At 49.4% G+C, this 13,436-nt stretch carries 10 protein-coding genes and 1 pseudogene; 3 read left to right on the top strand and 8 right to left on the bottom strand.

All coding sequences use genetic code 11. The annotated features are described in order from the left end of the window. The 7 genes and pseudogenes from A4E54_RS06255 to A4E54_RS06225 all read right to left on the bottom strand — a co-directional run. Window positions 1–203, bottom strand: a pseudogene (locus A4E54_RS06255) (dihydroorotate dehydrogenase electron transfer subunit); the annotation flags it as partial. A 112-nt stretch (window positions 204–315) separates the two neighbouring features. Further along, the gene (gene carB, locus A4E54_RS06250) at window positions 316–3,528 is read right to left on the bottom strand and encodes a carbamoyl-phosphate synthase large subunit (RefSeq protein ID WP_286725083.1); all 3,213 of its coding nucleotides are present in this window, start codon (window positions 3,526–3,528) and stop codon (window positions 316–318) included. Between the two features lies 1 nt (window position 3,529). Continuing rightward, window positions 3,530–4,609, bottom strand: coding sequence for a glutamine-hydrolyzing carbamoyl-phosphate synthase small subunit (gene carA / locus A4E54_RS06245; RefSeq protein WP_240082840.1), 1,080 nt, complete (start codon window positions 4,607–4,609; stop codon window positions 3,530–3,532). Between the two features lie 66 nt (window positions 4,610–4,675). Then, window positions 4,676–5,962, bottom strand: a complete 1,287-nt coding sequence (locus A4E54_RS06240) for a dihydroorotase (protein ID WP_240082841.1) — start codon at window positions 5,960–5,962, stop codon at window positions 4,676–4,678. Continuing rightward, window positions 5,946–6,887, bottom strand: coding sequence for an aspartate carbamoyltransferase catalytic subunit (locus tag A4E54_RS06235; RefSeq protein WP_240082842.1), 942 nt, complete (start codon window positions 6,885–6,887; stop codon window positions 5,946–5,948). The genes A4E54_RS06240 and A4E54_RS06235 overlap by 17 nt, the downstream gene beginning before the upstream one ends. 172 nt (window positions 6,888–7,059) lie before the next feature. After that, on the bottom strand, window positions 7,060–7,605 hold the full coding sequence (pyrR, locus tag A4E54_RS06230) for a bifunctional pyr operon transcriptional regulator/uracil phosphoribosyltransferase PyrR (RefSeq protein WP_248285885.1): 546 nt from the start codon (window positions 7,603–7,605) through the stop codon (window positions 7,060–7,062). Between the two features lie 227 nt (window positions 7,606–7,832). Next, window positions 7,833–9,647: a flagellar assembly protein A gene (locus A4E54_RS06225; protein WP_286725078.1), complete on the bottom strand. Its 1,815-nt coding sequence runs from the start codon at window positions 9,645–9,647 to the stop codon at window positions 7,833–7,835. A 210-nt stretch (window positions 9,648–9,857) separates the two neighbouring features. Between A4E54_RS06225 and pyrF the strand changes: the two genes are divergently transcribed. Together pyrF and pyrE are read left to right on the top strand one after the other, a co-directional pair. After that, window positions 9,858–10,586 carry an orotidine-5'-phosphate decarboxylase gene (pyrF, locus tag A4E54_RS06220; RefSeq protein WP_240082844.1) on the top strand — a complete coding sequence of 243 codons (729 nt, stop codon included), beginning with the start codon at window positions 9,858–9,860 and terminating at the stop codon, window positions 10,584–10,586. A gap of 123 nt (window positions 10,587–10,709) precedes the next feature. Beyond that, window positions 10,710–11,285 (top strand): orotate phosphoribosyltransferase, encoded by a 576-nt coding sequence (gene pyrE, locus A4E54_RS06215; protein WP_240082845.1) that lies wholly within the window; start codon window positions 10,710–10,712, stop codon window positions 11,283–11,285. 12 nt (window positions 11,286–11,297) lie between these two features. On the opposite strand, the gene A4E54_RS06210 is transcribed toward pyrE, so the two are convergent. Further along, the gene (locus A4E54_RS06210; protein WP_240082846.1) at window positions 11,298–13,082 is read right to left on the bottom strand and encodes an Rqc2 family fibronectin-binding protein; all 1,785 of its coding nucleotides are present in this window, start codon (window positions 13,080–13,082) and stop codon (window positions 11,298–11,300) included. 115 nt (window positions 13,083–13,197) lie between these two features. Here A4E54_RS06210 and A4E54_RS06205 point away from each other — a divergent pair. Continuing rightward, on the top strand, window positions 13,198–13,436 hold a 239-nt coding region (locus tag A4E54_RS06205; RefSeq protein ID WP_286725074.1), incomplete at its 3' end, for a cation-transporting P-type ATPase.

Here is a 13,436-nt window from a genome sequence, read left to right as displayed (position 1 = left end):
ATAACCTCGCCCTTTTCCCGATCCACGGCGTGGATGCTGACCGGTCTGCGCAACAGCGGGTCTAAAGTATGCCCGCAGCGTACGTGCACGAATTGCCCCGGTCTCGCCGCTTCAGCAATTTCCGGCGCAAACAGGTATAATCTGAAATGACCTGGCGCTATCATATTTTGCTTTATAACTTTCGCGTCGGCAACCGGCGACAATTTTTTCCCTCCACACCACATATTATGGAATAAACATCCATAATCAAGTTTTGTATCTCACACAATCGATTATTTTAACTAACAACCACCAACTATTAACCATTAGCCGCTCTTACTGCATGTATTCCTGCAGCGGTACCAGTCTGTTATGTTCTTTTTCCTTTTCTCCCGCTAGCACATCAAGGACTGCCCGGGTGGTATCCAGCGATGTCAGGCAGGGAACACCGTATTCAACTGCCGCCCGGCGGATTTGGAAGCCGTCCCGCTCGGGCGCTTTACCTTTGGTTAAGGTGTTGATCACCAGGTTGATTTTATTTGCCCGGATCAAGTCAACAATATGCGGGGAACCCTCATGAACCTTCTTCACTTGTTCCACCGGCAGGCCGGCCTCCCTGAGCAGCGCCGCGGTTCCGGAAGTGCCCAGGATACGGTAGCCCAAGTTTACCAGGCTCTGGATGATCGGCAGGGCTTCTTCTTTATCCCGGTCGGCAATGGTGACCAGAACAGTTCCTTTTTTCGGAAACATGCTCCCGGCCGCGACCATTGCTTTGAACAGAGCTACCTTAAAGTCATGGTCGACGCCCATGACCTCTCCGGTAGACTTCATTTCCGGACCCAGGGAAATATCCACCTGGAGCAGCTTGGCAAAGGAGAAAACTGGAGCTTTCACCCCGATAACATTACTTTCAGGATAGAGCCCGCTGTGGTAGCCCATTCCCTTTAAAGTACCGCCCATAATAATTTTTGTGGCCAGGTTTACCATCGGAATACCGGTAATTTTGCTCAGATATGGCACAGTACGGCTGGACCGGGGATTGACCTCAAGCACATAAATTCCGTTATCATGCAGCACGTACTGAACATTTATCAGACCTTTAACGTTTAAAGCCCGGGCCAGTCTGATGGTATAATCAACAACTTGTTCTTTTATCTTTGGACTCAGTGTCTGTGGCGGATAGACCGCGGTGCTGTCGCCGGAATGAACACCCGCCCGCTCAATATGCTCCATGATGCCCGGAATCAGAATATCCACTCCGTCGGAAATGGCATCAACCTCCAGTTCCTTGCCAAAGAGGTACTTATCCACCAGCACCGGGTGCTCGGGTGTAATCTTGACCGCTGTGGCCATGTAATTCAACAGCTCGTCATTGTTGTAAACAATCTCCATGGCCCGGCCGCCCAGGACATAAGAGGGTCGCACCAGCACCGGGAACCCGATCTCGGAAGCGATTATGACTGCTTCATCCACCGAAAAAGCAGTGCGGCCGGGCGGTTTGGGTATACCCAACTCAATCAGCAGGCTGTCGAACCGTTCGCGGTCTTCGGCCCGGTCAATATCTTCCACAGTAGTTCCCAGTATCTTGATTCCGGCGTTTTCAAGAGGTTTGGCCAGGTTTATGGCTGTTTGTCCGCCGAACTGCACAATCACTCCCTCAGGTTTTTCCCGGTCCAAGATGTTTAAAATATTCTCCGTGACCAAAGGCTCAAAGTAGAGCCTGTCGGCGGTGTCGAAATCAGTACTCACTGTTTCGGGGTTATTATTGACAATAATCGCTTCAAATCCTTCTTCCCGCAGCGCCCAGACAGAGTGCACCGAGCAGTAGTCAAACTCGATACCCTGTCCGATCCGGATCGGGCCGGAGCCCAGCACCATAACCTTGCGCCGGGATGTGGCCTGGGATTCATCTTCTTGATCGTATGAAGAATAATAATAGGGCGTTTCAGCTTCAAATTCGGCGGCGCAGGTATCCACCATTTTAAAAGTGGGCAAAATCCCGTTTTCTTTGCGTCTGGCTCTTATTTCACATTGATCCAGTCCGGTCAGCTTGGCCAAGTGGGCGTCGGAAAAGCCAAATTTCTTGGCTTGTTCCAGCAGGGCAGGGGATATGCCGTCTGCAGATGTGCGGCAAATATCATTTTCAAGCTGCAGGATACCCTGGATTTTATCAAGAAAAAAGCGGTCTATCTTGGTAATTTCATGAACCCGTTCAATGGTCAAGCCCCGGCGTAAAGCTTCGGCGACAAGGAAAAGACGTTCATCTTCCGCGCAGGCCAGTTTGGCTTCAAGCTCCTCGGAACTTAATAATTCCGCTCCAGGCAGTTTCAAATAATCCAGCCCGATTTCCAAAGAGCGGACGGCCTTTAAAAGCGCGCCTTCAAAAGTACGGTTGATCGCCATCACCTCTCCGGTGGCCTTCATCTGAGTGCCCAATTCCCGGTCGGCCAGGGCAAACTTGTCAAACGGCCAGCGGGGGTATTTGATAACCACATAGTCCAATGCCGGTTCAAAACAAGCATAGGTCTTACCGGTAACTGCGTTTTTAATCTCGTCCAGGGTCAAGCCCAGGGCAATTTTAGCCGCTACTTTGGCAATCGGGTAGCCGGTAGCCTTGGAAGCCAGGGCTGAAGAACGGGAAACCCTGGGGTTGACCTCGATTACGTAATATTGAAAACTGGCGGGGTCCAGGGCAAATTGCACATTGCAGCCGCCTTCAATACCCAGAGCGCGGATAATCTTCAGCGATGCCGTTCTTAACAGCTGGTATTCTTTGTCACTCAGGGTTTGGGAGGGTGCCACCACAATGCTGTCTCCGGTATGGATACCCATCGGATCTATGTTTTCCATGTTGCAGATGGTGATGCAGTTATTGGCGCTGTCCCGCATCACCTCGTACTCCAATTCCTTCCAGCCTACCACGCAACGCTCAATCAGCACCTGGTCAATGATGCTGTATTTTAAACCTCTGGTGGTGATGTTGCGCAGCTCATCCATAGTGTATGCGATACCGCCGCCGGTGCCGCCGAGAGTATAGGCCGGGCGCACGATTAAAGGCAGCCCGATTTCGCGGGCGAAGTTCTCAGCTTCTTCCAGCGTTGATACAATTATGCTTTCGGGAATAGGTTCCCCGATTGTCTGCATCATTTCCTTAAATAATTCCCGGTCTTCGGCGCGCTTGATTGCTTCCAGAGAGGTGCCCAGAAGCTGCACTCCTTCTTTGGCCAGAACACCGTTTTCCGCGAGTTGCAAGGCCATGTTCAAGCCTACCTGCCCGCCCAGGGTGGGAAGCAGGCCGTCCGGTTTCTCCTGCCGGATCACTCTGGCCACAAATTCAGGCGTCAAGGGCTCGATATAAACCCGGTCAGCCATGTTGGCGTCTGTCATGATCGTGGCCGGGTTGGAGTTGACCAGAACCACTTCCACTCCTTCATCCCGCAAGGAACGGCAGGCCTGGGTGCCGGCGTAGTCAAACTCGGCAGCCTGACCGATAATAATGGGACCGGAGCCGATAACCATTACTTTGTTGATGCCTTTTTTAAGCGGCATGTTACCTCGCCCCCTTATCCATCATAGCCAGGAATTGTTCGAAGATATATTCCGAGTCCCTTGGTCCGGGTGAGGCTTCGGGGTGGTATTGCACGGAAAAAACCGGCAGATATTTGTGCTTCAGACCTTCCACCGTGCCGTCGTTCAGGTTGCGGTGGGAGACGACAATGTCCAGCCCTTTCATTGATTCCTCATCAACTGAGAATCCATGATTATGCGAGGAAATGTAAACCCGTCCGGTTTCCAGATCCTTCACCGGGTGATTGGCTCCCCGGTGGCCGAACTTCATTTTATAGGTCTTGGCACCCAAAGCAAGGCCCAGAATCTGGTGGCCGAGACAAATGCCAAAAACGGGAAGTTTGCCGATTAATTCGCGTACCGTTTCAATCGCGTAAGGCACGTCGGTAGGGTCGCCGGGACCGTTGGAGAGCATCACCCCGGCCGGGTGCAAGGCCAGAATGTCGGCGGCTGTTGTATTTGGGGGCACAACTGCCACTTCGCAATTGCGCTCCTGAAGACAGCGAATAATATTCAGCTTCGCGCCGAAATCCATCAAGACAACGCGGTGGCCGTCACCCCGCAGGGTATAAATTTCCGTGGTGGCCACAGTTGGGACCAGATCCTGGCCGGTGAGATGAGGACAGATGCGCGCCTGCTCCACAAGTGACTGCACATCGGCAACGCCGGTGCTGATGATGCCGCGCATGGTGCCAAAACTGCGGAGACGTCTGGTTAGAGCCCGGGTATCAATACCAGCTATGCCAATCACATTTTCTTTTTTTAAAAAACTGTCAATAATTTCGGAAAGTCTCCAATTGCTGGGCCGCTCGCACTCCTCCCGCACGACAAAGCCGCGGACGTATGACTTTTTTGACTCAAAGTCCTCTTTCATGATGCCGTAGTTGCCGATTAAGGGGTAGGTCATCACAACGATTTGGCCGCAATAGGAAGGGTCGGTGAGCACCTCCTGGTAGCCGGTCATCCCGGTATTGAAAACTACTTCTCCCCATCTTTCACCTGTCGCGCCAAAAGCCTCGCCGGTAAAAACGGTGCCGTCTTCCAGGGCCAGTACTGCTTGCATAATAACACCTCCGCAATATTTGGGGCATATATTTAAAAGAAAGATTATTTAACTTTTTAATTATGGTTATTTAATGATTCCATCACGCATTACTATCCGGCCGCTCACTATCGTTGCATAGGGCAGGCCCTTTAAAAGGCGACCGGTGAAAGGGGTGTTCCGGCCTTTGCCGGCAAACTGCGCCGGTTCTACTGTCCAGGAAATCTCCGGGTCAATAATGGTAATGTCGGCGTCGGCGCAGGTCATTAATGTGCCTTTGGAGAGTCCTAGTATTGAGGCCGGGTTTATGGTCAGCTTAGTTATTGCCTGTAAAGGCGTTAGCGCGCCGGTAGCGACAAGTTCGGTCCAAACCAAGCCTACCGCTGTTTCCAGACCCACCAGACCAAAGGGAGCGAGTTCATATTCAACATCTTTCTCCTCGACAGTGTGTGGAGCATGGTCGGTGGCAATAACGTCGATAGTCCCGTCGGCCAGCCCTTCCTTTACCGCGGCCACATCGGCGGCAGTGCGCAACGGCGGGTTAACTTTAGTGGATGTATCGTAACCGGCCACTGCCTCGGCGGTCAGGCTGAAGTGGTGAGGCGTGACCTCGGCGGTAACTTTGACGCCTCTGGCTTTGGCCGCGCGGATCAGCCGGACGGACCCGGCAGTGCTGACGTGAGCGATGTGCAGGCGGCAACCGGTTTCTTCAGCCAGCAGAATGTCCCTGGCCACCATCACGTCTTCCGCGGAAGACGTGATGCCTTTTAAGCCAAGTACGGTGGACATATATCCCTCATGCATCGCCCCGCCGGCGGAGAGATTTTTGTCTTCACAATGGGAAATTATTGTCAGACCCAGCATCCGGGCATACTGCATGGCCCTGCGCAGCAATCCGGCGTTCATCACGGGCATCCCGTCATCGGAGAACGCTACCGCGCCGGCTTCCTTCATATCACCCATTTCAGCCAGTTCCTCGCCTTTGCTTTCTCTGGTAATAGCGCCTATAGGAAAAGCATTTACAGCTCCCTTGGCACGTGCTCTATCTTTTATATATGCAATGATCGCGGCGTTATCGGCCACCGGATTGGTATTGGGCATGCAGGCCACAGTGGTAAAGCCTCCGCGGGCTGCGGCGCGGGTGCCGCTGAAAATGGTTTCTTTGGCTTCAAATCCAGGCTCGCGCAAGTGCACATGCATGTCAATCAAACCCGGCGCCACCAGCTTGCCGCCCGCATCCAGCACTTCAACGCCGCCGGCGCTCAAATCGGTTCCTGTTTCAGCGATCTTGCCGTCAGCGAGCAAAATGTCCTTTTCGACAACTTTTCCTGCGGCAGGGTCGATTACCGTTCCGCCTTTAATGAGTAATTTCATGCTGGTTACCACCTCCCGTCAGTAGGTAAAGCAAGGCCATGCGCACCGCCACCCCGTTAGTTACTTGTTCATTAATAACGGACTGAACTCCGTCCGCCACCTCCGGGGCAATTTCCACGCCGCGGTTCATCGGACCTGGGTGCATCACCAGCGCGTCCGGCGCGGCTAGTTTGAGACGCTCTTTATTTATCCCAAAAAGCTGGCTGTATTCGCGCAGCCCGGGGAATAATCCCTGTTGCTGCCTTTCCTTTTGAATCCGAAGAATATTGATTACATCAGCGCCGGTCAGAGCTTCCTCAATACTGGCGCAAGTTATCGCACCCATTCTTTCTGTTTCCTGTGGGAGCAGTGTAGCCGGCCCCGACAATCTTACCTCGGCTCCCATTTTGGTGAAACCCCAGATATCGGAGCGGGCTACCCGGCTATGCAATATATCACCGATGATTGCTACTTTCAGCCCTTCCAAACGGCCCTTTTTCTCTCGCACCGTGAACAGATCCAGCAGAGCCTGGGAGGGGTGTTCATGGGCACCGTCTCCGGCATTAATCACCGGGGCGCCAATTGTCCGGGCAAGCATATCAGCCGCGCCGGCCATCGGATGTCGGAGCACCACCACATCCGCACCCATGGCGGCGATGGTACGGGCGGTGTCTTTTAGCCCTTCTCCCTTGCTGACACTGCTGGTGCCTGCGGCAATATTAACGGTGTCCGCACTCAAGTACTTGGCCGCCAGTTCAAAGGAGACCCTGGTGCGAGTGCTGGCCTCGTAGAAAACAGTAACTACGGAACGGCCACGCAGGGTAGGCACTTTTTTAATTTGTCTTTTGATTATCTCTTTCATCGGCACGGCAGTATTCAGAATTAATTTTATTTCCTCAACCGGAACAAACTGCAGGCCAAGTAAATCTTTGCCACTGAGTCCCATTTTTTTGTCTTACCTCCTAAGCTCAAAAATAAAGACCCCTGTCTGGTTTATTACCGGGTTGGGGCCTTAAAAAGGGAAGCTTTCCGGAACCTGTTCCCTTTCCGGCCTCACAGGACCGTACTTTATTAGGATGGAGCCGGATAGTCGTCAGATTGACGACCTGATTTTTAATTTAGCCAGGAGGCTCGAATATTACCACTTTGTCCTCACCGTCTATCTCGGTTAAACGTACTAATACTGATTCTTTGCTGGAAGTTGGTACATTTTTACCGATATAGTCGGATCTGATAGGCAATTCGCGGTGGCCTCTGTCAACAAGAACAGCTAGTTGAATTACTTTAGGTCGTCCCAGATCCATCACCGCGTCAAGGGCGGCTCTTATGGTGCGGCCTGTAAAGATGACGTCATCCACCAGGATCACTTTTTTACCGGAAACAGGGAAGGGGATTTCCGTTGATCTGACCAGAGGTTGATGGGCTAGAGTAGTCAGGTCATCGCGGTAAAGAGTGATATCCAGAATGCCAACCGGTGTCGTACACCCTTCGATCTCCTTGATCCTTTCGGCGAGACGCTCTGCCAAAGGAGCCCCCCTGCGGCGGATACCAATCAAAACCAGGTTATCTATACCCTTGTTGCGCTCAATTATTTCATGGGCGATGCGGGTTAAAGAGCGGCGGATCCCTTCTTTGTCCAGGATCTGCGCTTTCTCTTTGATCATGCCAAACCTCCGGTGTTTTATAATGAACTCTAACACATGCCGGCACAATCAACTTGCCGGGCGGTAAACTGCAGTAAAAAACCTGCTCACAACCGGTAAGCAGGCATAGTTGGCCTCATTTAACCATTTCTATGAATCCTTACCGGTCTCACGGGACCGATTTCAAGGTGTTTATCCTTACTAAGCTTATAAAAAATTAAGCAGCATGTCAATAGATAATTCTATTTCTATTTGGCAATGCGCTTATTTTTTGAAACGGACATCGCGCCGTCTTTATTTAACTCTGCTTTGATATTGCTCTGCATCGAGGGGAAGCTGATTTGGCGATCGCCAATTTGAATGCGTACACCTTCATTGGCTTTATTAATGTAGACTTTTCTTTTTTCATCCGTCCTGATCAGCGTTTTAGCGCCCAACTCGGAGCCTGCTTCGTTGATAATAACGTCGCCCCCGGCTGTTATTTCACCGCCGCGGAACACGCCGACAACGTTTACATTACCGCCGGCGCGAATAGAGGTATTAATGCAACCGCGGCCACTTACTTTTACATCCCCGGAAGCCTCGATTTTACTGTTTACGGCATACGCGAAAGAGACACCGGCTTTTTTCTGAGCCATACTATTTATGACCTCATGCGCCGCGTCCATTTTTTGGAGGATGCTTTGCAAACAATCAGGCGACTCAATTTTCAATAAATTTAAACCCCTGAGATACCTGCCGATATCCACCATTAGTTCTGTTATTTCTTGAGGCAGACCTAATGAGTTGTCACCGGTAAATTTGAACAACTCGTTAATTAGGTTGGGAACACGGGAGTATTTCTTGTCAATTAAAACCTGGACTAACTGGCCGGTTTTAACACCCTTCAACTGCGGGTGCTGGGCAAGTCCGGGAAGCAGTTTGCAAATTTCAGTCAAGTCGGAATGAATAGGGTTAAGTATTTTAAAAAAATTATGGTAAAATGTGTTATTTCCCCCGGCTACCAGGTTGCTGCCGGTAAGATTTTGTTTTACACTAATTCCATCCAGGGCGCTGATGTTAGCCTCGTAAACCATACCGTGAATGTCGACTTTGCCCGATGCCTGCACGGACATGCCCTCACGGACAGTGCCTTGTATTACTATGTCGCCTTTGAAACGGATATTGCCGGATGAGATATCAACATCACCTCTTTTTTGCAGCACAGGGTTAACATCAATTATATATTTGTTGCCAAGTCTCTTTACCACAGGACTACCGCTAATCTTAGCTGTTACCTTGCTGCCGTCGGAAGTGACTTCCGCTCCTTTGCCGGCGGAGAATTCCCAAACCTGGGGTTTGGCCGGGGCGATGATGTCGCCTGTGACCTTTTTTCCTATGGTTCCCTGGACTCCCGGATGTTTAACCGCCAGCAGCGTGCCCGGATCAACTGAAAGTATTTCAACCATATCGCGAAAATTTACTTTACTATCATCAATCTTTTGATCAGCTTTTTCACCGTCTGATTTTTTCTGAAAAGTTAGTTCAACTTTTTCATCTACTGTAGTTCCTGGAGGATCGCCTTCGGCTATGACATACGTTCCGCTTTCCGGTTTTGCCAGTAAGTCGTGGACAACATTGTGCTTTACCCCGTAATTAATATTTTTTTTCGAAATCTCCTGCATTATATCAGCCAGGGTGAAAGGACAAACTTCTTCACTCTCGCTGGATAGTCTCAACATTAAGTCGTTTACAGGTTCGTTATCCTGCACATATTGACGGTTAATAATACTTGTCTTCATTTCAAGCACGGCCTCCAAACCGCTGGAGGAAATCTTTAACTGATACATTCCCTTTTCTTCTTCTCTTGTTTCAGTTTTTAATTCGATGATATCTTTTTCACTAACGGTAGTTTTTTCTTCAATTTTTGTTCCGTTAATCAAAAGTTCTATGCCGTTACATGGAGTGAGCGTAGGTAATTTTCCGTTTTCACCAGGGTTCTTTACGAATATTTTCCCTTCTTTTACCCATACTTTACCCAAGTTGTTTTTCTCGCTATTGTTTTGACCAGTAGCAGATTCCATGGATAAACCCCCTTACGGCGTTATATTATTTGTGATATAATGCCATTCAGTCAGGAAATGTAATCCTTACTATTAGTAAAAAATATTATAACATAAAATTAACAAATATGTAAGATGTAAATAACAACTTAGCCATATTATGTTTGACAAACCATAAAAAGTATTATTTGATACAATGAGAACGTCCGTATTAATTTTGGAGGTAAAACAGTGTCATTAATTAAAAATCCACTGATTATTGCTCTAGATGTTGATACAATTAAGGAAGCATCTATTTTGGCGAATAAGTTAGGCCCTTATGTCGGTGCTTTTAAGGTGGGCATGCAGCTTTACAATTGTGAAGGTCCGGAAGCAATTCGCATTCTCAAAGAAAAAAACTTTCCGGTTTTTATTGACCTAAAGCTGCACGATATACCGAACACCGTGGCAGGAGCCGCCCGGGTACTCACCAGGCACGGGGTCTCGATCCTCAATGTGCACGCAGCCGGGGGGATGGCGATGATGAGGGAAGCCGTCAAAGCTGCGCGGGATGAAGCCGTCAAGATCGGGATAAATCGCCCCTTGGTGGTCGCGGTTACTGTTCTTACAAGCATCGACCAGCAAGTGTTCAACAATGAGATGGGGGTTCCCGGTTCTATTCAAGAGCGAGTCGTTTTATGGGCGAAGATGGCTAATGAAGCCGGACTGGACGGTGTGGTCGCTTCGCCTCATGAAATTACGGCGATCAGGAAAGCGTGCGGAAATGATTTTGTTATTATTACTCCCGGCGTGCGGCCGGCGGGAGTAATGGCAAACGACCAGAAAAGGATCATGACTCCCGGTGAAGCTGTGCGGCAGGGCGCCACTTACCTGGTGGTGGGAAGGCCGGTTACCGCGTCTCCCGATCCGGCGCAGGCGGCCAGGGCTATTCTGAAAGAGATAGAAGAAATCAGAAGTTAGAAGATAGAAGCCAAAAGATAGAAAATAGAAATTAGGAGATAGGAGTAAGAATGAGGAAAATGATTTATTATCGCGAGATATTCTGAATTCCGACTCCTGAATACCTAAGAAAGAGGTGTATTGATGCTTACAATGAATGAAGTTCAGTCAATATTTCTTGAAACCGGAGCTATGCTCAACGGCCACTTCCTGCTGACTTCGGGTCGTCACAGCGACAGGTACTTTCAATGCGCCATGGTTTTGCAGCATCCCGGTTATACTGAATATCTTTGCCGGGAATTGGCCGGGCGGTTTGCCGGCGAGAAGATTGCGGCGGTCGTTGGTCCGGCCATGGGCGGGATCATTGTGTCCTACGAAGTGGCACGGGCACTTGGAGTCCGCAGTATGTTCGCCGAACGGGAAAACGGCGTCATGAAATTAAGGAGAGGTTTTTCTATTAAACCCGGTGAAAAAGTACTGGTTGTGGAAGATGTAATTACCACCGGCGGGTCTGTGCGTGAAGTAATCGAAGTTGTCCGGGAGCTGGGCGGTGAGGTCGCCGGCGCCGGAGTGCTGGTGGACCGGAGCAACGGAACGTTGGACCTGGGCGTAAAAACTGAAGCGCTCCTGGTAACCGAGGTATTATCCTATGCGCCGGAGGAATGTCCGTTATGCAAAAAAGGGGGCGCGGCGGTAAAGCCGGGGAGCAGAAATATTTGATCAGTAACTTAATCAATCTTCCTTATTATTAACGATAATGAGCCTCTCAACCAACTCCCCGTCAGGTGCGCCCATTATCGTTTTTTGTCGCTCATAAACAACCATTCCCGGCCGCGCGTTTTTAGGTTTACTGACATATTTTATTCTGGTATAGTCGACAGGAACATTACCCGATTCCCGCGCTTTGCTAAAAAATGCCGCTAAACTTGCCGCTTCCATCAACGTTGTTTGGGGTACTTCCTTGCCCTCTGTCCGGATAATCACATGGGCGCCCGGAATGTCTTTCGTGTGCAGCCACAGGTCATTCTCCCGCGCAAATTTCAAGGTCAAAAAGTCATTTTGTCTGTTGTTTTTTCCTGCAAATAACTGAAAACCCTCTGAAGAAAGAAAAGATAAAAATACCGGTTTGTGTTTTTCCATCTTCTTTTTCCTGACGCTTGAAGTAAGCGGCTGTTTGATAAAACCCTGTTCGATGAGTTCCTGTTTTATTTCTTCTAAATCGGCTATTGCGCCGGTTTGCTCCACGGCTGTTTTGACTCCTTCCACATATTCCAGTAACTCGCGGGTCCGGGTAATCTGTGACATGAGCGCCAGACGCGTATTTTTGGACTTCAAGTATTTTTTGAAATAAAGCTGAGCATTCTCAGCCGGAGAACGGTGCGGATCAATAGGTATGGTAACAACCTCTGGTCCGTTTTCGTGATAGTTTTCTAAAGACACCTCCCGGATCCCCTTTTCCAACCGGTAAATATTCGCGGTGAGCAATTCTCCGTACAGCTTCAGCTTACCGGCCTCAGCGGTTTCATCCAGTCCTTTCGTGTGCAACGCCAACTTTTTCCCCAACTTGTTAATTTCTTTATTAAGCAAGCTTAGGATGATCTTTTTTTCTTTTTGAATTCTTTCCCCTTTTTCATATTCAGAAAAGAAAAGGTCTAACAGGAAGTTCATTTCCCCTTTTTTTCTCATTAACCCGGTATGCGCCAAATCAATCGCGGCAAAATCCACGAATCTTCCTTTCGTACTGCTTGTTAGACATGGCTCAAAACAACCCTTGCCGGCCGGCACGATAAATTCGCGGAATGCTCTCCACAGTGAACTGAACTCATAATCGCCACACTGGTCCAGGATAGTGTCCGGCGATAGATTGGCGCGAAAAACAATTTCCCGGCAAGTGACGGTGCTCATACCCCCCAGGCATTTTTGCAGAAGCGCCGGAAGGGTGGTTTCCAGCGGCAATTTGAGGCAGGCAAGGCGGAACTGCTCCTCGTCAACCTGATAAGGGTTCAATTTTTTTTGACGCGGCGGAAACAGGTACTCACGTCCCGGTAAAACTTCTCTGTACCTGCTGACAGCATGTGAATAACGTTTTATACCGTCAACTATAGAATTATTTAATGGATCAAGCAGGATGATATTGCTGTGCTTGCCCATGGTTTCACAGATCAGGTGCTTGGGTGAAGGGTTGCCCAGCTCGTCTCTAGACTCAATTCTCATTAAAAAAACCCGTTCCAGTTCTGGCTGCTCAATGCCAATGACGCGGCCGCCCTCCAGATATTTACGCAAAACCATGCAGAAGAGAGGCGGGCTGGCGGGGTTTTCCCTGGCTGAAGTAGTTAGGTGGACACGCGCGTTTTGGGCGTTTGCCGATAGAATTAAACGGCCCCGGAATCCTTGCCGGTGCATTAATAGGATGATCTCGTCTTTACTTGGCTGGTATATTCTCTCAACTCGCCCGCCCACCAGCTTTTCCTCAAGTTCTTTTGTTACCGCCGCCAGCACAAGGCCGTCAAAAGGCATCCTAGCTCCCCCTCCCAAAACAATTTGTCGCTGATTAACGTCTGTTTTTTATTTTATAACAAAAGCCGTGCATTGAGAAATAATTAGTTTTGCAACTGTTTGGTGCTGTGTGATAATGGTATTTATTTCAAGTGATATGAATATGTTTAGGAATAATCAGGAAAAAGGACAAGGGGTGATTGTATTGCCCGGCCAATGGTATGCCTTGACCGAGAAAGAGATCTTGGCACATTTTAAAACTGACCCCAAGAAAGGGTTGTCTGATCTGGAGGCCGCTGAAAGATTATCCAGATTTGGTCCAAATCAATTGCTCAGGACGCCAAAAGTTTTATTTCATCAACTATTTTTTAAACA

The sequence above is a fragment of the Pelotomaculum sp. PtaB.Bin117 genome (assembly GCF_002067195.1).
Taxonomy (GTDB): domain Bacteria; phylum Bacillota; class Desulfotomaculia; order Desulfotomaculales; family Pelotomaculaceae; genus Pelotomaculum_D; species Pelotomaculum_D terephthalicicum.
This window is presented reverse-complemented; position numbering and strand designations above follow the sequence as displayed.